This window comes from Micromonospora sp. NPDC048839, assembly GCF_040649915.1.
In the GTDB taxonomy this organism is placed as follows: domain Bacteria; phylum Actinomycetota; class Actinomycetes; order Mycobacteriales; family Micromonosporaceae; genus Micromonospora.
This window is the reverse complement of record NZ_JBEZGL010000003.1, coordinates 297,152-319,232: the sequence shown is the minus strand read 5'-3', so window position 1 is coordinate 319,232 and position 22,081 is coordinate 297,152. Positions and strand designations below refer to the sequence as shown.

At 67.1% G+C, this 22,081-nt stretch carries 22 protein-coding genes and 1 riboswitch; of the genes, 15 read left to right on the top strand and 7 right to left on the bottom strand.

Features of this window, described 5'->3' with window-relative positions; all coding sequences use genetic code 11:
• Positions 1–88: 88 nt before the first annotated feature.
• A complete protein-coding gene (locus AB0C25_RS07555; protein ID WP_357370597.1) occupies positions 89–592 on the bottom strand; it encodes a hypothetical protein in 504 nt (167 codons plus the stop codon).
• A 227-nt stretch (positions 593–819) separates the two neighbouring features.
• On the opposite strand from AB0C25_RS07555, the gene AB0C25_RS07550 reads away from it, so the two are divergent.
• From AB0C25_RS07550 to AB0C25_RS07535, 4 genes are all read left to right on the top strand, one after another.
• Positions 820–1,050 (top strand): winged helix-turn-helix domain-containing protein, encoded by a 231-nt coding sequence (locus AB0C25_RS07550; RefSeq protein ID WP_357370595.1) that lies wholly within the window; start codon positions 820–822, stop codon positions 1,048–1,050.
• A gap of 81 nt (positions 1,051–1,131) precedes the next feature.
• On the top strand, positions 1,132–1,392 hold the full coding sequence (locus tag AB0C25_RS07545) for a hypothetical protein (RefSeq protein ID WP_357370593.1): 261 nt from the start codon (positions 1,132–1,134) through the stop codon (positions 1,390–1,392).
• Positions 1,389–2,030 (top strand): hypothetical protein, encoded by a 642-nt coding sequence (locus tag AB0C25_RS07540; protein WP_357370591.1) that lies wholly within the window; start codon positions 1,389–1,391, stop codon positions 2,028–2,030. Before AB0C25_RS07545 ends, AB0C25_RS07540 begins: the two co-directional genes overlap by 4 nt.
• Entirely contained in the window at positions 2,017–2,439 is a 423-nt protein-coding gene (locus AB0C25_RS07535) for a hypothetical protein (protein WP_357370589.1), read from the top strand. Before AB0C25_RS07540 ends, AB0C25_RS07535 begins: the two co-directional genes overlap by 14 nt.
• 83 nt (positions 2,440–2,522) lie before the next feature.
• On the opposite strand, the gene AB0C25_RS07530 is transcribed toward AB0C25_RS07535, so the two are convergent.
• A complete protein-coding gene (locus tag AB0C25_RS07530; RefSeq protein ID WP_357370587.1) occupies positions 2,523–2,786 on the bottom strand; it encodes a hypothetical protein in 264 nt (87 codons plus the stop codon).
• A 212-nt stretch (positions 2,787–2,998) separates the two neighbouring features.
• On the opposite strand from AB0C25_RS07530, the gene AB0C25_RS07525 reads away from it, so the two are divergent.
• The 4 genes from AB0C25_RS07525 to AB0C25_RS07510 all read left to right on the top strand — a co-directional run bounded on the left by AB0C25_RS07525 (position 2,999) and on the right by AB0C25_RS07510 (position 10,020).
• Entirely contained in the window at positions 2,999–4,537 is a 1,539-nt protein-coding gene (locus tag AB0C25_RS07525; RefSeq protein WP_357370585.1) for a class I SAM-dependent DNA methyltransferase, read from the top strand.
• Positions 4,534–5,742, top strand: a complete 1,209-nt coding sequence (locus AB0C25_RS07520) for a restriction endonuclease subunit S (RefSeq protein WP_357370583.1) — start codon at positions 4,534–4,536, stop codon at positions 5,740–5,742. The genes AB0C25_RS07525 and AB0C25_RS07520 overlap by 4 nt, the downstream gene beginning before the upstream one ends.
• 46 nt (positions 5,743–5,788) lie before the next feature.
• A complete protein-coding gene (locus AB0C25_RS07515; RefSeq protein WP_357370581.1) occupies positions 5,789–9,205 on the top strand; it encodes a DEAD/DEAH box helicase family protein in 3,417 nt (1,138 codons plus the stop codon).
• Between the two features lie 359 nt (positions 9,206–9,564).
• The gene (locus AB0C25_RS07510) at positions 9,565–10,020 is read left to right on the top strand and encodes a DoxX family protein (RefSeq protein WP_357370579.1); all 456 of its coding nucleotides are present in this window, start codon (positions 9,565–9,567) and stop codon (positions 10,018–10,020) included.
• A 116-nt stretch (positions 10,021–10,136) separates the two neighbouring features.
• Here AB0C25_RS07510 and AB0C25_RS07505 read toward each other — a convergent pair whose 3' ends face one another.
• The 3 genes from AB0C25_RS07505 to AB0C25_RS07495 form a co-directional block, all read right to left on the bottom strand.
• The gene (locus AB0C25_RS07505) at positions 10,137–10,745 is read right to left on the bottom strand and encodes a hypothetical protein (RefSeq protein ID WP_357370576.1); all 609 of its coding nucleotides are present in this window, start codon (positions 10,743–10,745) and stop codon (positions 10,137–10,139) included.
• Entirely contained in the window at positions 10,738–10,929 is a 192-nt protein-coding gene (locus AB0C25_RS07500) for a type II toxin-antitoxin system HicA family toxin (RefSeq protein WP_357370574.1), read from the bottom strand. The genes AB0C25_RS07505 and AB0C25_RS07500 overlap by 8 nt, the downstream gene beginning before the upstream one ends.
• Before the next feature lie 142 nt (positions 10,930–11,071).
• Positions 11,072–11,377 (bottom strand): metalloregulator ArsR/SmtB family transcription factor, encoded by a 306-nt coding sequence (locus AB0C25_RS07495; RefSeq protein WP_357370572.1) that lies wholly within the window; start codon positions 11,375–11,377, stop codon positions 11,072–11,074.
• 91 nt (positions 11,378–11,468) lie between these two features.
• On the opposite strand from AB0C25_RS07495, the gene AB0C25_RS07490 reads away from it, so the two are divergent.
• The 4 genes from AB0C25_RS07490 to paaN all read left to right on the top strand — a co-directional run bounded on the left by AB0C25_RS07490 (position 11,469) and on the right by paaN (position 17,314).
• Positions 11,469–12,437, top strand: coding sequence for a DMT family transporter (locus AB0C25_RS07490; protein ID WP_357370570.1), 969 nt, complete (start codon positions 11,469–11,471; stop codon positions 12,435–12,437).
• 220 nt (positions 12,438–12,657) lie between these two features.
• A riboswitch (SAM riboswitch) is annotated at positions 12,658–12,793 on the top strand.
• 10 nt (positions 12,794–12,803) lie between these two features.
• On the top strand, positions 12,804–14,090 hold the full coding sequence (thrC, locus tag AB0C25_RS07485; RefSeq protein WP_357370569.1) for a threonine synthase: 1,287 nt from the start codon (positions 12,804–12,806) through the stop codon (positions 14,088–14,090).
• Between the two features lie 376 nt (positions 14,091–14,466).
• A complete protein-coding gene (locus AB0C25_RS07480; RefSeq protein ID WP_357370567.1) occupies positions 14,467–15,486 on the top strand; it encodes a GNAT family N-acetyltransferase in 1,020 nt (339 codons plus the stop codon).
• 154 nt (positions 15,487–15,640) lie between these two features.
• Positions 15,641–17,314, top strand: a complete 1,674-nt coding sequence (gene paaN, locus AB0C25_RS07475; protein ID WP_357370564.1) for a phenylacetic acid degradation protein PaaN — start codon at positions 15,641–15,643, stop codon at positions 17,312–17,314.
• Between the two features lie 238 nt (positions 17,315–17,552).
• Here the strand turns inward: paaN and AB0C25_RS07470 are convergent, their stop codons facing one another.
• The gene (locus AB0C25_RS07470) at positions 17,553–18,083 is read right to left on the bottom strand and encodes a GNAT family N-acetyltransferase (protein ID WP_357370562.1); all 531 of its coding nucleotides are present in this window, start codon (positions 18,081–18,083) and stop codon (positions 17,553–17,555) included.
• A 282-nt stretch (positions 18,084–18,365) separates the two neighbouring features.
• On the opposite strand from AB0C25_RS07470, the gene AB0C25_RS07465 reads away from it, so the two are divergent.
• From AB0C25_RS07465 to groL, 3 genes are all read left to right on the top strand, one after another.
• Complete coding sequence (locus tag AB0C25_RS07465) at positions 18,366–18,569, top strand: cold-shock protein (protein ID WP_088950422.1); 204 nt, start codon at positions 18,366–18,368, stop codon at positions 18,567–18,569.
• 96 nt (positions 18,570–18,665) lie between these two features.
• Complete coding sequence (locus tag AB0C25_RS07460) at positions 18,666–19,814, top strand: hypothetical protein (protein ID WP_357370560.1); 1,149 nt, start codon at positions 18,666–18,668, stop codon at positions 19,812–19,814.
• A gap of 272 nt (positions 19,815–20,086) precedes the next feature.
• On the top strand, positions 20,087–21,709 hold the full coding sequence (groL, locus tag AB0C25_RS07455) for a chaperonin GroEL (protein ID WP_238648162.1): 1,623 nt from the start codon (positions 20,087–20,089) through the stop codon (positions 21,707–21,709).
• A gap of 56 nt (positions 21,710–21,765) precedes the next feature.
• Here groL and AB0C25_RS07450 read toward each other — a convergent pair whose 3' ends face one another.
• Positions 21,766–22,014 (bottom strand): hypothetical protein, encoded by a 249-nt coding sequence (locus AB0C25_RS07450; protein WP_357370557.1) that lies wholly within the window; start codon positions 22,012–22,014, stop codon positions 21,766–21,768.
• Positions 22,015–22,081 lie beyond the last annotated feature (67 nt).

Below are 22,081 nucleotides of genomic sequence, written 5' to 3'. Positions count from 1 at the left end.
TTGTGGGGCGGCGCCGAGGCGGGCGGGGTCGGCCGGCGACTGTCCGGACCTCCGCCGGCCGGAGCCCGGCACCCGCCCCGGGCCAGCTTCAGGTGGTCGGTCCGGACAACCCCTCGGTGTACGAGGTCAGCGCCTCGACGGCGGCGGTGAGGCTCTCCGACATCAGGTCGAGCTGCTCGGCGGCCCGAGTCCACTGCCCGCTCGCCGCCTCGGTCACCGGGTCGGGCTGGCCGGCGTCGACGAGCTGCCGGCCGGCGGCGCTGATCCGCGCGGGGAAGCGCGCGACCCGCTCCGCGGTGGCACCCAACTGGTCGCGGGCGGTGTGCAACACCTCGACCAGATCACCGATGCTGGGCTGGCCCGCGTCGGTGTGCAGTCGGCGTACGCCATCGGTGAGCTGGCGCTCCGCCTCGGCGGCCAGGTCGAGCGCGTCGTCCCCGCGCCGCCGGGCCTGGCGGATCGCCGGGTGGGCGCAGCCCGCGCTGGTCCGCTCCAGCAGGACGGTCGCGGCGGCCACGGCGAGGTAGGTCTCGCGCAACTCACCGGCCACCTGCCCGACCTCCCAGGCGGCGCTCGCCTCGGACACCGTCATGTCGGCCTCCTCGTGGGTTGGTGGGGTGCCGGGGCAGCGCGGCAACCAGCCCAGATGGGGGACATCTGAGCCACCATGTGCGCTGCCCCAGCAGGGGGAACCGCCCAGTGCCTAGCTGGAAGGTCCTCTCCACAGCTTTACCGGTAATGCCGGTAAAGTCAACGATGCGCTTGAGGTGGCTCCTGTTGTCGTGATCAGATGGGCATGCCTAGCTGGGAGTACCTCGCATGCCCTCACCGCGGAAGTTCGAGCCGCACTACCGGCGGATCATCGCCGACATCAGAAGGCGCATCGCCGACGGCGAGTGGCCGCCCGGCCACAAGCTGCCCTCGACCAAGGAGCTGGCGGACCTCTACGACGTGGGCAGCCAGTCGACCGTCCGGCAGGCCATCACGATCCTGATCGAAACCGGCGAGTTGTATGGCCACCAAGGGCTCGGGGTCTTCGTGGCTGAATAGCGTCGTCCGGTGCGGGACTGCGATAATCATCGATACTCGCTACCGTCACTCCGTGTACTTCGACGGAGGACGGGTGGCCGGATGAGCATCGCCGAGCTGAAGGCGACCCTCAATGCCGCCATCGAGTCGGCCCGCCAGGGCCGCCGAACCCTCGATCGGGCGATTGCTCAGGCCGAATCAGCGACCGGTGAAGCTGCCCGAGTCCTCCGAGGCAGCCAGCATGCCGAGGCGACCCGCACTCAAAGCGCGCTCAGGTCCGCCCAATCTGAGGTCGAACCGACCCGCCGCCGCTTCGATGCCGTTGCCGAGAAGGTGGGCGACTACCGCTCCCAGCTCGGATGACCAGCGTTGGCGAGGTGGTTGCGCACCTCGTAGCGATACGAGCAAACCTCGACAGCGCTGCTGTGACCGCATCTCGTGCGCAGGCAGACGCCGAACAGGCGCTTGCGCATCTAGCCGAGGTCCGCCGGGGTGGCAACAATCAACTGCTGGCGGCTGCTGCCGCAGATGCCGAAGTCGCCAGAGACAAGGCGGGTCGTTACGCGCGACTGTTGGCGGATGCCGCCCGGCACATCAGCGCCTACGTGAACGTCATCGCCCCCGGGGCCGCACCAATTGACCCGTCCGTCGACGCGTCCGCGCCCTCGGGGGAGCGTCTGGTCACCGAGGCGGAAGCCCGCGGCAGCAAAGCCGACATCCTGTGGCGACGGCAGGTCCAGAAGGCGGACGACACCGAAGACGCCCTGAAGAGCAGTGAAAGCGGCGCGAACCAGTTCTACAAGTTCCTCAGGCAGGACAATCGCGGCGGATCAAGCACGGGCACCGCCTCGCACGAACCAGCTCAAGAGTCTCCCCAAATCGACAACCCCGTGACGGCGGTGGTGATGGCGGCGGGTGCCTTGGCGGTGATCGCCAAAGCGATGTGGAACTATGGCCACACTCGACGCACGAGGAGACGGGACAGCGATGATCAAGCCTGACCTGATCGAGTACATCCGGACGATGATCCGGAGTGACTACGCTGCCAACGAGTCCGTCGGGGCCCGCCTCGATGCCGAGGGCTGGGACGGCTTCCCCAGGTTCCTTGCCGCGCTGTTCTTCGTGGCGGTCGACCGGCGATTTGGCGAGACCGCAGACCGGGCCGGAGTGATCAAGTTTGTCGCCGACCTGCGGGCCGAGTACGAGGGTGGACCTGAAATCCGCGCCGACGACGCTGAATCGTTGATCCTCTCGACCATCGACCCCTCGCTTGACTACGCCGTCAGCCAGGAGATGATCGGGCGGGTCCAGGCCGCGACGGTCCAGAAGGTCTTCACTGACGAAGATCTTGCAGACGCCGAGCTAGAGGCCCTGCTCTCAGAGGCAGCCGACCTCGCCTCGCGAGACTGACGAGGACCTGCGGCGGAGGCCGCACACCGTGCGCGATCGGCACAGGCAATCGGGCGGAGATGCCGCAGCATTGCAACCGTCGTTCAGCCGAGGACATTCATGTAGTTGCGGGCGGCCTGTGAGCTGCCCTGGAGCAGGGCCATCGCCTCCACGAGGCGTTGCTTGCTCTGCTCAGCTCGGGAGATCGCCTCGGCGAGCATCGGGTGCCCGGTTCCGGCAGCCACAGCTCGCAGTCGCACCAGGGTCTGCTCAGTAGCCTCGACAGTCGCGCGGATCTGCTGTTGGGTGGCGTTGCCCTGCTCCGCAGCCTGCGCGAGTGCAGCCTTGACTTCCTCGATGCTCGCCATCCGTGCCCCCAGCCTCGATGCGAAGCGATCTCGCGCCCCGTGTCGGGCCGGACACTATCCGACATCCTTGCGCTGCCGCAGTCCCGCGCGTCAGATCGAGTCGGCAAGTTGACATTGCTGCTGACGTCGCGTCTGCGGGTTCCCTCCACGCCTGCCGGCGTCGTAGCCTTACCGGTTCGGACGGACGCATACACGCTGGGGGACGACGTTTCGTGATTACTGGTGAGCTGAAGAGCAGGATCGATCGGATCTGGGACGCCTTCTGGTCAGGCGGCATCTCGAACCCGCTCGAAGTGATCGAGCAGATTACCTATCTGCTGTTCATTCGGCGGCTGGACGAGCTGCACACACTGGCAGAGCGCAAGGCCAACCGCACCGGCCAGCCGATACAGCGATCGATTTACCCCGAGGGCAACGACCCCAAGGGCAAGCCGTACGGGAAGCTGCGTTGGTCGCGCTTCAAGGACGCCGAGCCGCGCGAGATGTACGAGACGGTCGGAGAGCACGTCTTTCCGTTTCTGCGCACGCTCGGTGGCGACGGCTCGACTTACGCCACCCATATGAAGGATGCCCGTTTCACCATCCCTAATCCGGCGTTGCTGTCCCGGGTAGTCGACATGCTCAACGACGTGCCGATGGAAGACCGGGACACCAAGGGCGACCTGTACGAATATCTGCTCAGCAAGATTGCGACGGCCGGCCACAACGGACAGTTCCGCACGCCCCGACACATCATCCGGCTGATGGTGGAGATGGTCGCGCCCGGTCCCGATGACGTCATCTGCGATCCGGCGTGCGGTAGCGCCGGCTTCCTCATGGAGGCTAGCGAGTATGTGCGCCGCGAGCACTCCGACCTCTTCCACGATGCCAAGCGCGACCGGCATTTCCACCGCGACATGTTTCATGGCTTCGACTTCGATAGCACGATGCTGCGAGTGGGCAGCATGAACATGCTGCTGCACGGTGTGGAGAACCCAGTCATTGAGTACCGTGACTCCCTTGCGCAGAGCGTCGCCGACGAGGCCGAAAAGTACTCGGTCATTCTGGCCAACCCACCTTTCGCCGGTAGCATCGACTACGACAGCACTGCGATGGATCTGACACAGGTCGTCAGGACCAAGAAGACCGAACTACTCTTCTTGGTGCTGTTTTTGCGGCTACTGAAGCCGGGCGGCCAGGCGGCGGTAATCGTGCCGGACGGGGTGCTCTTTGGGTCGAGTAAGGCGCACAAGGAAATTCGTCGAATGATTGTTGATGATCACAAACTCGAAGCCGTGGTCAAGCTGCCGAGCGGAGTATTCAGGCCGTACACAAACGTATCAGCCGCGATTCTATTCTTCACGAAGACTAATAGCGGCGGCACAGATAATGTGTGGTTTTACGAGGTCACCGCCGATGGCTGGAGCTTGGATGACAAGCGGACTGCGCTGCTGCCTGACGTAAAACTTGGCGCGATGCCATCGGCTAGTTTCACTGAAGCCGACCATGACAAGAACAACTTGCCTGACGTGCTGGCGCGTTGGGCGCAACGCAGCAGTGTCGAGCTAGAGCGAGGGCGGACCGATCAGAGTTTCTGTGTGCACAAAGACGAGATTATCGCCCAGGGCTATGACCTCAGTCTTAATCGCTACAAAGAAGTAGTACATGAGGATGTCGAGTACCGTCCGCCATTGGAGATTATTGCGGACCTCGAACGCCTCGAGTCTGAGATTCATCAGGGTGTGTCCGACCTGAAGGTGATGCTCGGATGAACTTGTCGAAGTTCGTTAGGCTCACCGAGGTGGCCCTTATCAACCCGGGGGTGACAAAACGCCCTGATGTAGAGGAGCTAGTTTCTTTCGTTCCCATGGCGGGCGTAAGCGCTGAAACGGCCACCGTGTCTTGCGAATCAAGAATTTTTGGTGAGGTTCGGAAGGGGTACACTCTCTTCGAGAATGGTGACCTGCTTCTTGCGAAGATTACTCCGTGTTTCGAAAATGGGAAAATAGCCCAGGCGTCAGTGGATCATCAGGTCGGTGCCGGTTCGACCGAGTTTCATGTCATCAGACCTGATCCAGATCGACTTGACGACCGGTATCTCCTTCACTTTCTGCGCCGACCGGTTATTCGGCAATTGGGTATAAGGAGAATGACCGGGAGCGGGGGGCAGCGTCGTGTTCCCGAGGCATTTATTGCAGGACTGGAGCTCCCGCTACCTGAAGTTAGTAAGCAGCGGGAAGTTGCGGCGGTACTGGATCTTGTGGGTGAGCTGCGCTCCAAGAGGGTGAGTGCCCTCGATGGTCTTAATAGTCTTGCTGCGTCAATTTTCTCGGACGTGTTCGGTGATCCGCGATCGAACCCTAACGGCTGGCGTATAGACCGGCTTGGCAGCATCGTTATGGAGTTCCGTTACGGCACGTCGAATAAGTCTGGTGCGGAGGGGCGGCCAGCCCTCCGCATACCTAATGTGGTTGGCGGTTCACTCGATCTAACGGATTTGAAGCTAGTGTCGGTACTCCCGAAAGAATTTGATCGCCTGAAACTTGTAAACGGCGATCTACTTTTCGTTCGGACGAATGGCAATCCCAACTATGTGGGGCGTTGTGCGGTATTCGAGGAGGGCCTAGTTCGTCCGGCAGGTTTCCGGGCCGACGAATATATATACGCCTCTTACTTGATTAGAGCGCGACTTCGCCGCGAGACTGCGCATCCGATTTTTATCCAAGAGTATATGCGGAGCTCGGCAGGTCGGATGGCTCTACGCGAGCGATGCAAAACATCGGCCGGGCAATATAATCTTAATGTCGAGAGTCTTGGATCGATCCCGGTGCCGATCCCACCGATGGAGCTTCAAGAGGAGTTCGCTAATCGAATTGCTCGTCTCGATCGGCTGAAGGTGGCATACCGTACGCACCTAGGCGAGTTGAACAACCTGTTCGCGTCGCTTCAGGATAAGGCCTTTCGCGGGGAGCTTTGATGTGTGATGATCGAGGGCTGTCCACGCGCCGGGAGGATCTTCGTCGATGAGCAACTTCGTGTTTCTGCGCGCCGAGTGGCCTGAGCTGTTCGCTGAGGCCGAGCAGGCGGAGCTGAACGCCGCGGTCAATCCGCGTACCGCCTGCTTCTACGCTCGTCGCTGTCTGGAACACGCAGTGCGGTGGCTCTACCGCTTCGACCCCGCCATCACCAAGCCATACAAGGGGTCGCTTTCGGCGATGATCGCCGATGAGAAGTTCAAGCACGTGATCGGGCCGGCGATCATCGCGAAGATGCAGGTTATTCGCCTACAGGGGAACAAGGCCGTACATGAGCGGGGCAACGTAGCCGCTCGAGATGCGGCGTCGGTGGTCGGTGAGCTGTTCGAACTGACGTACTGGATTGCTCGCCACTACACCCGCGACCCTGCCGCCGTACCCCCGAGCGCTCTTGCCTTTAACCCGGCTCTCGTGCCGCGCCCGGCGGACGTGCGGGCGCAGAGCCGGGCGGAGGTCCAGGCGCTGGACGCGCAGCTCGCGGCCCGTGACGCGAAGTTGGCCGAGGCGGAGGGCAAGAACGCCAGCCTGGACGCCCAGATCGCCGCCCTGCGCGAGCAGATAGCGGCGGCGAAGGCCGCCAACGCGGCCCGGCCGGACGACCACGACTACAACGAGCAGGAGACTCGCGACCGTTTCATCGACCTGCTGCTCGGCGAGGCCGGCTGGCGGCTGGACCAGGAGCGGGACCGCGAGTTCCCGGTCACCGGACTGCCGCACGGTTCCGGCAACGGTCGGGTGGATTACGTGCTGTGGGGCGACGATGACAAGCCCCTGGCCGTGGTCGAGGCCAAGCGGGCGCGGCGGGATGCGATCAGCGGTCAGCAGCAGGCGAAGCTCTATGCCGACGCGTTGGAGGCGGCCTATGGGCAGCGCCCGGTCATCTTCTACACCAACGGGTACGAGATTGCCCTCTGGGACGACGCCCAGTATCCGCCTCGGCCGGTGCAGGGTTTCTACACCAAGGACGAGCTGCAGTTGCTGGTGCATCGTCGGACCAGTCGCCAACGGCTCGCCGACCTGACCATCAACAGCGACATCGTCGAGCGGCACTACCAGCAGCGGGCCATCCGGCTGATCTCGCAGTCCTTCGAGGTCGACCACCAGCGTAAGGCGCTTGTGGTGATGGCCACCGGGGCGGGCAAGACCCGGACCGTCATCGCCCTGGTCGAGCTGCTGATGAAGGCCAACTGGGTCAAGCGGGTGCTCTTCCTGGCCGACCGCCTCGCGCTGGTCAAGCAGGCGGCGGCGGCTTTCACCGAGCACTTGCCCGACGTGGTCACCGTCAACCTCACGGGCGACAAGGTGGGTGAGGGCCGGGTGTACGTGTCGACGTACCCGACCATGCTGGGCCTGATCAACCAGACCGACGGCGACCTACGCCGGTTCGGGCCGGGCTACTTCGACCTGGTCGTCGTCGACGAGGCCCACCGGTCGGTCTACCAGAAGTACCGGACGATCTTCTCCTACTTCGACTCGCTCCTCGTCGGGCTGACCGCCACTCCCAAGGATGAGGTCGACCGCAACACCTACGGCCTGTTCGATCTGGAGGACGGCGTTCCCACCGACGCCTACACCCTCGAAGAGGCCGTTGCGGAGAAGTACCTTGTGCCACCGCGTGCCGTCGCGGTCGATCTGCGGATTCAGCGCTCCGGCCTGCGCTACAACGAGTTGACCCAGGAGCAGAAGGACGAGTGGGACGCGCTGGAGTGGGGCGACGACGGCGACATCCCCGACGAAGTCGCCCCCGAGGCGGTCAACACCTGGTTCTTCAACAGCGACACGATTGATAAGGCGCTTGAATTCCTGATGACCCGTGGCCATCGGGTCGCCGGGGGCGACCGGATCGGCAAGACGATCATCTTCGCCAAGAACAACCGCCATGCGCAGGTGATCGCTGAGCGGTTCGACGCAAACTACCCGCACTACCGCGGTGATTTCGCCCGGATCATCACCCACCGGATCGAGGGCGCCCAGGGCCTTATCGACTCGTTCTCCATCACGGAGCGACAGCCGCACATCGCCATCTCCGTCGACATGCTGGACACCGGCATCGATGTGCCCGACGTCGTCAACCTGGTTTTCTTTAAGATCGTGCGGTCCAAGACCAAGTTCGCGCAGATGCTCGGCCGGGGCACCCGCCTGCGGCCCGACCTGTTCGCTCCGGGGGTCAACAAGAAGGACTTCTTCGTCTTCGACTTCTGCGGCAACTTCGAGTACTTCGGCCAGAACCCACCCACCACCGAGGGCTCGCTCAGCCCGTCACTCACCGAGCGACTGTTCAAGGCCAAGGTCGAGTTGATCAACCAGCTCGACCAGCGCCAGGCCGCAGATGCCACCGACAGCAACGCCACCGACGGTACGCGCAGCATCGCCGGCCTGCGCTGGGACACCGCCCGCGATCTGCACAACAGGGTTAGCGGCATGCGCCTGGACAACATCGTGGTACGCCCGCACCGCCGTTGGGTCCAACACTTCGTCGAGTTCGAAAACTGGCACCGGCTCTCCCCGGAAGCCTCGGCGGAACTCGCTGCCGGGCTGGCCGGTCTGCCCAGCGAGGTGCGTGACGACGCCGAGGAAGCCAAGCGGTTCGACCTGCTGATCCTGCGATTGCAGCTTGGCCTGCTCACGCCCAGCAGCCGGTATAACCGGCACCGTACCGAGGTGCAGGAGATCGCTTCGGTTTTGCTGGAGCAGACCACCATTCCGGTGATCCGAGCCCAGGAGCAACTCCTAGAGGAGGTGGCCGGCGACGAGTGGTGGCAGGACGTCACCCTACCGATGCTGGAGCTGGCCCGGCGGCGGATCCGTGGCTTGGTCCGATTGGTGCCCAAGGCCCGACGGGCCGTGGTCTACACCAACTTCGCCGACGAGATCGACCAGATCGTCGAGATGCGATTCGCTGGGGTGACCGTCGGCACGGATCTGGACCGATTCCGCGAAAAGATGCGCGTCTACCTGCGTACGCACGAGGACCACGTCGCGGTGCAGAAGTTGCGCCGAAACCGGCAGCTCTCCGGCACAGATCTCGCCGAGTTGGAGCGGATGCTCGGCGAGAGTGGTGTCGGTGACAAGCAGGACATCGACCAGGCCCGGCGCGCCTCCGAGGGCCTGGGCCTGTTCATCCGCACCCTGGTTGGGCTGGACCGGGCGGCGGCTCAGGAGGCGTTCAGCGAGTTCCTGACCGACCGGACGCTCAACGGCGCCCAACTCGACTTCATCAACCTGATCATCAACGACCTGACGATGAACGGCGTCATGGAGCCGGCGCGTCTCTACGAGTCTCCGTTCAACGGTCTCGCCCCGCGCGGCCCGGAGGCGCTGTTCTCCAACGACGACGCCGATCGCATGGTCTCGATCCTGCGCTCGATCAAGCACAACGCCATCTCGGCGAGCGAGGTCGCGTGACCGGACGAGGTCTCACCTAGGTTCGGCCGGACGCCTCGACCGGCCCGAGTGTCCCTGTGCGTCAGTAGGCGATCTAAGGGAGTGGAAGCCGGTGTCTGCCCCGTATCTGGGGCAGCTCGACAGGCGGTACGTACCCACAGTATGGGAGCGCGCCCACATCCGGCTATTCGGCCGAAATTCGGGCGTAGTCGCAGGTCAGGAGCTCTGGCGACGCGCCTTGGGTGCTGTGGGTGCTCGACGCGGGGCTGTGGACACCGGTACATTCCGACCGGGGACTTTCCCACTAGCAAGGAATTTATAAGCTTCGATAGTTTCATGCCTCACATTGAAGAGATCCGAATCCTTCGATGGAGGTACCGATGAACGCTTCTCGGCTCGGCGGGCCGACCCTGTCCCTGTTCCGCATCGTGATCGGCCTGCTGTTCACGTTGCACGGCCTGACCTCGGTCTTCGGGTTGTTCGGCGGCAACCCGATGACCGGTACGGCGATACCCCTCGGCACCTGGCCGGGCTGGTGGGCCGCACTGATTCAACTGGTGTGCGGCGTACTGGTGCTGGCCGGGCTCTTCACCCGGCCCGCCGCACTCCTCGCATCCGGCTCGATGGCATACGCCTACTTCGTTGTGCACCAGCCGGACGATCTGCTGCCGTTGCACAACGGTGGTGAGCTGTCGGCGCTCTTCTGCTGGTCGTTCCTGCTGGTCGCGGCCCTCGGCCCGGGTTCCTGGGCGCTCGACGCGCTGCTCGCCCGTGGCCGCGACGTCCGCCCCGCGCCTGCGGTGCCGGCGACCGAGCCCAGCTCGATGGTCATCTGACCGCACCCGTACCGCGCTTCGCCGGAGCCTCGACGAGGCGGCTCCGGCGACGCGCCCGGTCCGGGTTGCGGGGCTGAAAATCTCGCGGACTCGATGCGCTGCCGACCATTGGCCGTTCAGCTGGCCAGCAAGGCCGGTGCCGGCGAGCCCACGGGGCGTTGGCGCATGACCTCCGCGATCGTCGTTCCGCCTGAGAGCCCGAGGTCCCTCAGCGGTCTGGCGGCAGCATCGAGATCCTCGGCGTTGGTGAGATGGAACGACCAGAGCAGCTCGTCAGCTACGTTGCAGACCACCACCGCCGCGTCGCCGGAGGGATGAAGCTGAGCGGAGATGTCGTGCAGTGTGTCCGAGGGCACCGCAGCGATGAAAAGGACCTCGCCCGTCCTGGTGCGCGGCGACGAAAGCAACTGCTCCCGCTGCTCCGCCACGGTGAGAGCAGCACGTAGGCGCTGTGCGGTGGCAGAACGCTCAGCCCGGTGCCCGTCCTGACTCTGGCGGATGATGTAACTCGTGCCATCCGAGTCGTACACGTCCTCCACGTGGAAACGAATCTGTGCTGGCAGTGGGACATCGGCGAAGCGGAGGATTTCCGGCAGGTCTGCGCGCAGTTGAAGCAGGCTGCTGCGCCCGCCCACCAGCCCCGTTATCTGAGGGCTGTGGAAGGTCCAGTCCTCGTCATCCGTGTTCGGGCTGATCACGATCAGATCGATGACGTTTTCACGCACTCTTCAGCACCTCCCTGGCTTCCTCGGGGGTGAGCCCGACCTGTTGTACCAGTATGACGCCGACCGCGCGTGGCGAGACCGTGGACTTGTCGTGGAAGGCAAAGGTGATCGGCGGGCGGCCGTTGGCAACGAGGCGGCGGTGAGAGCCGGACTGCCGTTCGACCCGGTAGCCGAGCTCGCCCATGAGCAATCTCAACAAGGCTCTCGCCTTCAACGATGGCCACTGGCTCCCCATGCACAGCAGTTTTCTCCATCCGAGCGTGTCTCACCCGTACCGACACTGACCGTTTGGTGATGCTGTACCCAGTGCACGCACCGCTTGTCCGTCAGGCCGAGGTGCGCGTGCTGAGCACCGCGTCCAGGAGGCCCGGGTAGAGGCGGTCCAGCTCGTCGCGGCGGAGCCGGACCAGGCGGCTGGTGCCGGCGGCCCGGGTGCGGGTCAGGCCGGCCTCGCGCAGCACCTTGAGGTGGTGGCTGCGGGTCGCCTTGGAGACGCCGAAGTCGAAGCTGCCGCAGGCCGCCTCGCCATTCTCGACAAGCGCTCGCACGATCTGTAGCCGCACGTCGTCGGCGAGTGCGGCCAGCACGGTGGTGACCGGTACGTCGGTCAGGTCGGGTTCGTGCGGCTCCATGTGACCAGTGTAACCCTTGTTCGACAACTCTCGAACAACGCCCTATGGTCGGTGTCGTTGGTTCGACGATACTCGAACATTGGAGCTGACGATGCGACCCCGTGCCGCCGCCTACCCGCTGCTCGCCGTGCTCGGTTGGGGCGTGATGTTCCCGGTCCTGGCCAGTGCGCTGACCCGGGTCGACCCGCTCAACCTCACCACCGCCCGCTACCTGCTCGCCAGCGCCATCCTGGTCGCGATCCTGCTGCTCCGCGAAGGTTCCGGCGCACTGCGGCACGGCGGCCGTACCGGCGAGATCGTGCTGCTCGGCGTGGTCGGCTTCGCCGGCTTCAACGTGCTCACCAACCTGGCGCTCGAACACGCCGCCCCGCAGCAGATCGCTCTGTTCGTGGCCACCACCCCGTTGATCACCCAGTTGGTCCGCTGGGCGCGCGACGGCGTACGGCCGAAGCCGCTCCTGCTGGCCCTCTCCCTGGTGGCGCTCCTCGGAGTCGGCCTGGTGATCACCCGCGGGAGCCTGGCCGGGCTCGGCCAGTTCGGTCTCGGTGGGCTGATGATGATCGGCGCGGTCCTCGGCTGGGGCATCTACACGCACGGTGCCAGCCGGTTCGGCGACTGGTCCCCGCTGCGCTTCACCACCCTGACGGCGCTCGCCGGCACGGCGGCCATGCTGGTCACGAGCATCGGCGCGGACGCCGTCGGCTGGCAGCACGCGCCGGCCGCCGCCGACCTCGCGGCGGTCACCCCACAGTTGGCGTACGCCGTGGTCGTCGGCGCGGTGATCGCGGTCCTGGCCTGGAACACCGGTGTGCAGCGGCTCGGCGCCGCCAACGCGGCGCTGTACATGAACCTGGTCCCGGTCACCACCTTCGCGGTGCAGATCGCCCGCGGCTACCGCCCGGAGCCCATCGAGCTGGTCGGGGCCGCCATCACGATCGGCGCTCTGGTCGCCGCGAACCTCGCCACCCGGTCTCGGATCCGGCCCTCGTCGCCGCCGCAGCCGACCGCGACCACGGATCAGATCGCCGTGGTCGACCCGGTCGCGGTGAGCGCCCGCTGACCCACCTGCCGGCGCCCCCAGGCCCAGCAGTCGGCCCACCGGCAGCGACATCCTGATCGCCGGCTGGACTCTGGTGGCCGTGCTGGCCGCCTTCGGTGCCGTGGCGATCTACCTCGGGAAGCGTCGCCGCCGGTAACTCACTGAGTTGTTCGGCTCACAGCGTGGGATCCGCGGTAGAGGCCACGGACATAGTTGCCTAGACTCGACGGCACAACTGCATACCTCATCCAGAGGGGCTGAGGGATACGGCCCGACGACGCCCCGGCAACCACCCTGCGCGCTCACCGCTGAGCGACCCGCGGGGCAGGTGCCAATTCCGTCCCCGCCGCAGGGTGCGATGTGGGGAAAGATGAGAGGACCCTCGACATGACGTCGACGCTCGCCGCCTCCGGCATCGACACCTCCGCCAGCCCTGCCCGCGCCCTGGTCTGTCGGGCCTGCTCGGCCAGTTACCCGCTCGTCGCCCAGCACGCCTGCTACGAGTGTTTCGGCCCTCTCGAAGTCGACTACGACCCCGCCGCCCTGGCCACCGTCACCCGCGAGCAGATCGAGGCCGGCCCGGAGAACATCTGGCGCTACGCCGCGCTGCTCCCCGCCGGTCAGGACCCGGCCAGTCGGGTCACCCTCGACCCGGGGCTGACCCCGCTGGTGGCGGCCCCGCACCTCGCCGCAGAGCTGGGCATCAGCGCGCCGCTGTGGGTCAAGGACGACAGCGCCAACCCGACCCACTCGTTCAAGGACCGGGTCGTCTCGGTGGCGCTCACCGCCGCGAAGGCGCTCGGCTTCACCCGGTTCGCCTGTGCGTCGACCGGCAACCTGGCCAACTCGGTGGCCGCGCACGCCGCCCGTGCCGGGGTGCCCTCGGTGGTCTTCATCCCCAGTGACCTCGAGCAGGGCAAGGTCATCACCACCGCCGTCTACGGCGGCGAGCTGGTCGCGATCGACGGCTCGTACGACGACGTCAACCGGCTCTGCGGCGAGTTGGTGGAGACCGACGAGTTCGAGGACACCGCGTTCGTCAACGTGAACGTCCGGCCGTACTACGCGGAGGGCTCCAAGACCCTCGGCTACGAGGTGGCCGAGCAGCTCGGCTGGCGCATCCCGGCGCAGGTGGTCATCCCGATGGCCAGCGGCGAGCTGCTCACCAAGATCGACAAGGCGTTCTCCGAGCTGGTGGAGATCGGCCTGGTCGAGGCGCCGGCCGGCGGCTGGAAGGTCTTCGGCGCCCAGTCCGCCGGTTGCAACCCGATCGCCACCGCGCTGCACGCGGACACCGACACGATCATCCCGGTCAAGCCCACCGGCATCGCCAAGTCGCTCAACATCGGCGACCCGGCCGCCGGCGTCTACGCCCTGGAGGCGGTCCGCCGCACCGGCGGCTGGATGGAGTACGCCGACGACGACGAGATCCGCGCCGGCATCCGCGATCTGGCCCGCACCACGGGCGTCTTCGCCGAAACCGCGGGCGGGGTGACCGTGGCGGTGCTCCGCAAGCTCGTCGAATCCGGTCGGCTCGATCCGACCGCGGAGACCGTCGTGTTCAACACCGGCGAGGGTCTGAAGACCGTCGACGCGGTGGCCGGCGAGGTCGGCCCGACCCATCACATCAAGCCCTCGATGCGCGCCGCCCGCGACGCCGGCCTCCTCGGCTGACCCCACCCGCCACCCGTTCGCGGGCCGGGCCGTGGCTGCTCGCCGGCCGCTGTCGGTCGGTCGGGATTGATCCACTCGGGTTCCCGGAAGACGCGGTGTCCGCCCGGCCCGGACACCCCGTTCTCAGGAAACCCGAGTGGATCACTCTGTGACTGAGATTTCGCTGTGAGTGTGGAAAACCCGCCGCTGCGGACTTGACGGCAGGAACCGGACGGCGCAAGATGCTCCGTGCGGGAGGGCATTTCGCCGAAGACTTTTGAAGTTCTTGCGACCCAACGCCGGAGGCGTTGTGCGAGTGTCCCTCCCGACCACGTTCGATCGGGCCAGCGATTAATTCGCTGGCCCGATCGCTTTCCCGGGGCGCACGCTCAGCGGCATGAGCATCACGATCACGTCGTTCGACGGCACCGACCGAGCCGCCGTCGACGAGGCGTACCGGATCGGCGCGGCGGCCAACGACGCCGATCTGCCGGACCTTCCACCCTTCTGCCGGCGCCGCTTCGACGCGATCTTCCACACGCCGATGCCCGGTTTCGAGTCGCTCTGGGCGCTGGCCCGGCTCGACGGGGTGCCGGCCGGTCACCTCCAACTGGACCTGCCCTACCTCGACAACACCGACAACGCCATCGCGGAGCTGACCGTGCATCCCGAGCTGCGGCGGCACGGCGTCGGTCGGGCGCTGCACGAGTACGGGGTGCGCCTGCTCCGCGAGCGCGGCCGCAAGCGGATGGTCGCGATGGCCGTCTCCGCACTGCCCGGCGGGCCGGCCCGAAGCGGGGCGGGCGACGCGTTCGCTGCCGCCACCGGTGCCCAGCCCGCCCTCGCCGAGGTGCGCCGCCGGCTCGTTGTCGACGAGATCGACCGGATCGCGCTGCGGGCGGCGCTGGCCGAGGCCCAACCGCGGGCCGAGGGCTACCGGTCGGTCTGCTGGCAGGGAGCGACCCCGCAGGAGTACGTCGCGGACATCGCCTACCTCGACGGCCGGCTGTTGATGGACGCGCCCATGGGTGACGTGCAGTGGGAGCCGGAGCAGGTGGACGCCGAGCGCATCCGCGGCAACGAGCGGGCGTTGGTCGCCCGGGGCCGGCGGCGCTACCACCTCGGGATGCGCCACGAGGCGACCGGTCGGCTGGTCGCCTGGACCCTGCTGGACGTGGGCGCCTCCGCCGACTGGCACGCGTACCAGCAGATCACCATCGTCGACCCGGCCCACCGTGGGCACCGGCTCGGCCTCATCGCCAAGGCCGAGAACCTGCACCACCTGCTGACCCACGAGCCGGCGGTCCGGGTGATCGACACCTGGAACGCGGCCAGCAACGGCTACATGGTGGCGATCAACGAGCAGTTGGGTTTCCGCCCGGTGGACTCCTGGACCGACTGGCAGCTCACGCTCTGACCCGCGACCATTGGCGCTTCTGCTGCCAAATTCGGCTCAGGCATGAGCCGCTGTCGGGCATTCGCGCTACTGCTCGCGGACCGGGCTCAGGCATGAGCCGCTGTCGGGCATTCGCGCTACTGCTCGCGGACCGGGCTCAGGCATGATGGCGGGCATGACGGAGACCCCGCAGCCCCTGTACGACAGGCACGCCGACACCCTCAACCGTGCGCTGACCGCGATCACGGAGCGGGGCTACTGGTCCGCCTATCCCGAATCTCCCAGCCCTCGGGTGTACGGCGAGACCGCCGCCGCCGACGGCAAGGCCGCCTTCGAGGCGTACCTCGGTGGTGACTTCCCGCTCGACCAGCCGGGCGCCGGCGCCCGGGTCGCCACCGAGACGAGCCCGTTCGGGGTGGAGTTGGCGGTGCGTTACCCGCACGCCGGCCCCGGCGAGCTGATCGACGCCGCTTCCGCCGCGCTGCCGGCCTGGCGCGACGCCGGCCCGCAGGCCCGCGTGGGGGTGTGCCTGGAGATCCTCGACCGGCTGCACAAGCACATCTTCGAGCTGGCCAACGCGGTGCAGTTCACCAGCGGGCAGGCGTTCGTGATGGCCTTTCAGGCCGGCGGCGCGCACGCGCTGGACCGGGCGCTGGAGGCGCTGGCGTACGCGTACGCCGAGATGACCCGGCACCCGGGCACGGCCGGCTGGGAGAAGGCCGCCGGCAAGGGCGACCCGCTGCGGATGACCAAGACGTTCCACGTGGTGCCGCGTGGGGTGGCGCTGGTGATCGGGTGCAACACCTTCCCGACCTGGAACTCGTACCCGGGGCTGTTCGCCTCGCTGGTCACCGGCAACCCGGTGGTCGTCAAGCCGCACCCGCGCGCGGTGCTGCCGCTGGCCATCACCGTGAAGTACGCCCGGGAGGTGCTCGCCGAGGCCGGGTTCGACCCGAACCTGATCATGCTGGCGGCCGAGGCGCCCGGTGAGAAGCTCGCCAGCGACCTGGCCCTGCACCGCGCCGTGAAGATCGTCGACTTCACCGGCTCCACCGAGTACGGCGACTGGCTGGAGACGCACGCCCGGCAGGCGTCGGTCTACACCGAGAAGGCCGGCCTGAACACGGTCGTCATCGACTCCACCGACGACTTCGCCGGCATGTGCCGCAACCTGGGCTTCACGCTGACCCTGTACAGCGGTCAGATGTGCACCACCTCGCAGAACATCCTCATCCCGGCCGGCGGCATCGAGACCGACCAGGGGCACAAGAGCTTCGACGAGGTGGCCGGCGGGATCGCCGCCGCGATCGGCAAGCTCACCGCCGACCCGGCCCGGGGCGTCGAGCTGACCGGCGCCATCGTCAACGACGGGGTGCTGGAACGGCTGGCCGAGGTCAGCAAGGTGGGCGAGCCGGTGCTGGAGTCACGGGCCGTGGCCCACCCGTCGTACGCCGACGCGGTGGTGCGTACCCCGACGATCGTGAAGCTGACCCCGGACGACGCGGAGACGTACGGTCGGGAGTGGTTCGGGCCGATCTCGTTCGCCATCGCCACCGACTCCACCGCGCACAGTCTGGAGTTGCTGCGCCGTACGGTCGGCGAGAAGGGCGCGCTCACCGCGGGGGTCTACTCCACCGACGAGGCCGTGCTGGACGCCACCGAGGCGGTCGCGGTCGAGGTCGGCGTGCACCTGTCCTGCAACCTCACCGGTGGGGTCTTCGTGAACCAGTCGGCGGCGTTCTCCGACTTCCACGGCAGTGGCGCCAACGCGGCGGCCAACGCCGCGCTGACCGACGGGGCGTACGTGGCCAACCGGTTCCGGATCGTGCAGTCGCGGCGTCATGTCTGATCTGTAGTTGCGGTTGGGGTTTTCGGGGCAGCCCGTTCCTCGCGGTTGGGTTTCCGGGCTGCCCGTTCCTTGCGGTTGGGGTTTCCGGGGCAGCCCGCCCCGCTCCGGGCGGTCAGGCTTGATCCCTGCGCGGGGCGGGCTGCCCCGGAAACCCGTTGTGGGCACGACGGTGGCTCGCTGCCGGCTTTTAAGGGCAGCTCAGTGGTCTTGCCTTGGGATGGGTTTCCGGTTTCCGGGTTTAGGCGGGGCGGCGCATTTGCAGCTCGGTCAGGGCTGGGATGGTGGGGTGGGGGACGCGTACCCCGGTGTCTTTGAAGCCCAGCCGTTGGTAGGCGCGGTAGGCGCGGTCGTTGCCGACCACCACCTCCAGCAGCAACTCCCGTCGGCCGCAGGCGCGCGACCAGGCGGCCACCCCGTCGATCAACTCGCCGAGCAGCCCGTGCCCCCGCCAGGCCGGCGTGACGTAGACCGCGTAGATCACGGTGAGCCCGGGTTCGCTCGGGGAGACCGTGCCACCGGCGTGTCCGACGAGCCGGCCACCCGGGTCGGCGATGAACTGCGCGTTACCGGGGCCGGTCGAGGTGTACGCGACCCGGGCGGTGAACTCGGTGTGCGGCCGGGCCGCCGCGTCCGCCAGGGTCTCCAGGAAGGCCAACGGTGCGTCGGCGAGCATCTCCAGACGCAGTGCCCGCATCCGGGCGGCGTCCTCCGGCCGGACCCGGCGGATCTCCGCCTGCCGGAGGGCGGTCGCGCCCGTATCGGTGGTCATGCCCGCATGCCTATCACAGGGTCGGTGGCCGTTACGGCCGAGCCGTGTACGGCGGTCGCCGCCCCGGATCCGGTAGCTCGAAACTCGACCGACCAGCGCAATCGGAGCGCCCCGGAGTGTGCCCGATTTGTGGCCGTGCGCGGCGCTGACTCCTCGTGTAGCGTGCGATTTCGGTCACCTTTTTCAATGGTCACCATCGATCGCTGAGGTGGTGGTCTGTCGGCGTCCGGCCGTGCCGTGCGCCAGGTCAGGCAACACCGCGCATAGTGAGGGAAGTGCACCGTGGCACAGGGCTCCGTGAAGTGGTTCAACGCCGAAAAGGGCTATGGCTTCATTGCCGTCGACGGCGGTCAGGACGTTTTCGTCCACTTCTCCGCGATCGAGATGGACGGCTACAAGGCGCTGGACGATGGCCAGCGGGTGGAGTTCGAGATCGCCCAGGGCCAGAAGGGCCCGCAGGCCGAGCACGTGCGCGTCATCGCCTGAGTTTCCCTCCTCGATCGGCCCCGCGCGTCGGAGCTGCGACGCGGGGGGCACAACCGGGAAGATCGTGGCCGTTCCAGCCGATGCTGAGGAGCGTTCATGACTGACCAGCCGCCCGCGCCCACCCCACCCTCTGGGCCGGGCGGTTCGGATCCGTCCGATCCGACCGTGCAGTACCGCAGTTCCGGCGCGGCTGGGGACACGCCATCCGAGTTGCGGCCGGGCGTACCGCCGGCTGGCCCGCCGCCCGGCTGGGATCCGGCGCAAGATGCCTGGGGTCCGCCACCGCCGGGTTGGACCTTCCCGGCCGCCGGCGGCCACCCGCCCGGGTCGGGTCCCCACGGTGCGCTGCCGTGGTATCCGGGGGCGCCGGTCGGCTGGTACCCGCCGGGTTACGGATTCGACCCGAACGACCCCCTGGTCACTCCGCCCGGCGCCGGTCTGGCCGGCTGGTTCACCAGGTGTGGGGGAGCGTTCCGCCGGGGTTGGCGGCAACTCGTGCCCATCATGCTGCTCACCCAGGTGCTGCCGGCGGCCGTGCTCTCGGTGATCGCCCTGGGCCTCACCCCGACGGCGACGTGGGACGCCCAGATCGGGGCTGATCCGACTCCCGTGCTGCGGGACACCTTCGCCGCCGATCTGGCGGGTCTTCTCGCGGTGGCGATCGGCGGCAGTCTGTTGGTCGGACTGGTGCAGGCCGTCGGGTGGGCCGCCGGCAGTTGGGTGATCGCGCAGCAGGCGTCCGGTCAGCCGGGGAGTCTGGATTCCGCGCTGCGCTACGGGGTCCGCCGGGCACTGAGGCTCTGGGGTTGGACGCTGTTGATCGGTGTGATCGCCGGGATCGGCTTCTGTTGCTGCGTGCTGCCGGGTATCTACCTGACGTTCGCGCTGAGCATGGCCGGTCCGGTCTATCTCTTCGAACGCCACAACCCGATCGGTCGGTCGTTCCGGATGTTCCACGACCGGCTTGGCCTGCTGCTCGGTCGGGTGGCCCTGGTGGCCCTGGCGGTCATCGTCGTCAACGTGCTCACCGGTGGCCTGGAGGAGGTGGGCATCGCCGCGCTCGGCACGGATCCCTTCACGTCGCCGGGCACCGCGGTCGGGGCGGTGGCGGTGATCGGGGTCACCGCCGTGCTCGCCCTGCCGGCCCACCTGGCCCAGTTGATCGGTCTGCTGGTGACGTACGTCGAGCAGCGCGCCCACGAGGCGCCGGTGAACACTGCCGGACTGGCCGCGGAACTCGGCTGAGCGGCCCCATCGTGCTTGCACTCGCCAGGGGAGAGTGCTAAACAAGTCATTGGCACTCGCATACCGCGAGTGCCAGCGGTCGGGACGGTGGGGCCAGGTTGCACCGGCGTGGAGACGCCGGGGCGACACATGGCCGGTCGTCGCGGGCTATCCGGCCCGGCCGAAGGACGTCGTCGTCGCCAGGTGGCGACGTCCCAAGGTGCGTACACCAGGCGGCCCATCCGGGGCACACAACTCGGGTGGCCCGTGAGTGTCCAGGAGGACAACGCCGTATGGCCAAGATGATCGCTTTCGACGAAGAGGCGCGCCGCGGCCTCGAGCGGGGCATGAACCAGCTCGCCGACGCCGTAAAGGTGACCCTCGGCCCGAAGGGCCGCAACGTCGTGCTCGAGAAGAAGTGGGGTGCCCCCACCATCACCAACGATGGTGTGAGCATCGCCAAGGAGATCGAGCTCGAGGACCCGTACGAGAAGATCGGCGCTGAGCTGGTCAAGGAGGTCGCCAAGAAGACCGACGACGTTGCCGGTGACGGCACGACGACGGCGACCGTCCTGGCCCAGGCCCTGGTTCGCGAGGGCCTGCGCAACGTGGCCGCTGGCGCCAACCCGATGGCCCTGAAGCGGGGCATCGAGGCCGCCGTCGCGAGCGTCTCGGAGGAGCTGTCCAAGCTCGCCAAGGACGTCGAGACCAAGGAGCAGATCGCCTCCACCGCCTCCATCTCCGCTGGCGACAGCACCGTCGGCGAGATCATCGCCGAGGCGATGGACAAGGTCGGCAAGGAAGGCGTCATCACCGTCGAGGAGAGCAACACCTTCGGGCTGGAGCTGGAGCTCACCGAGGGTATGCGCTTCGACAAGGGCTACATCTCGGCCTACTTCATGACCGACCCGGAGCGTATGGAGGCCGTCTTCGACGACCCGTACATCCTGATCGCCAACAGCAAGATCTCGTCGGTGAAGGACCTGCTCCCGATCCTGGAGAAGGTCATGCAGTCGGGCAAGCCGCTGCTGATCATCGCCGAGGACCTGGAGGGCGAGGCCCTCGCCACCCTGGTGGTCAACAAGGTCCGTGGCACCTTCAAGTCGGTCGCCGTCAAGGCGCCGGGCTTCGGTGACCGCCGCAAGGCCATGCTGACCGACATCGCCATCCTCGCCGGTGGCCAGGTCATCAGCGAGGAGGTCGGCCTCAAGCTCGACGCCGCCAGCCTCGACATGCTGGGCCGCGCCCGCAAGGTCGTGGTGACCAAGGACGAGACCACCATCGTCGACGGTGCCGGTGACGCCGAGCAGATCCAGGGCCGGGTCAACCAGATCCGGGCCGAGATCGACAAGAGCGACTCCGACTACGACCGGGAGAAGCTGCAGGAGCGGCTGGCCAAGCTGGCCGGCGGCGTTGCGGTCATCAAGGTCGGCGCGGCCACCGAGGTCGAGCTCAAGGAGCGCAAGCACCGCATCGAGGACGCCGTTCGCAACGCGAAGGCCGCCGTCGAGGAGGGCATCGTCCCGGGTGGTGGCGTCGCGCTGGTCCAGGCCGGCAAGACCGCCTTCGACAAGCTCGACCTGGTTGGCGACGAGGCCACCGGTGCGAACATCGTCAAGGTGGCGCTGGACGCCCCGCTGCGGCAGATCGCCGTCAACGCCGGCCTTGAGGGCGGCGTCGTGGTGGAGAAGGTCCGTAACCTCGAAGCGGGTCACGGCCTCAACGCCGCCAACGGCGAGTACGTCGACCTGCTGGCCGCGGGCATCATCGACCCGGCCAAGGTGACGCGCTCGGCGCTGCAGAACGCCGCGTCCATCGCGGCGCTCTTCCTCACCACCGAGGCCGTTGTCGCGGACAAGCCGGAGAAGTCCCCGGCTGCCCCGGCTGGCCCGGGTGGCGGGGACATGGACTTCTGAGTCCAGTTCCGACACCGAACGGGGCGGGCCGCTGACGCGGTCCGCCCCGTTCGTCGTCAGGTCGGCAGTGGGCGCTGATTGCGCCGCTTCTGTGCCCGGTTGTACGGCGGAAGCAGTTTGATCGGCGCGTCCACCATCTCCCGTGGCTCCTCGACGACCGCCGACTCGCCGTCGGTGGTCATCTCGGCCAGTTGCTCGGCGTCGCCGTAGTCGAGCCGATCGAACGGCACGTGACCGGGGAGCTCGTCTACCGGTTTCCAGGTGATCGGCGGGCCGTCCTCGGTCTGGTCGTCATCCGTGGTCATGGCTGCCTCCTCTACCAAAACGGTAGGGGGCGTGGATGGCCGACGCGGGCGAATGAATCAATGCCCC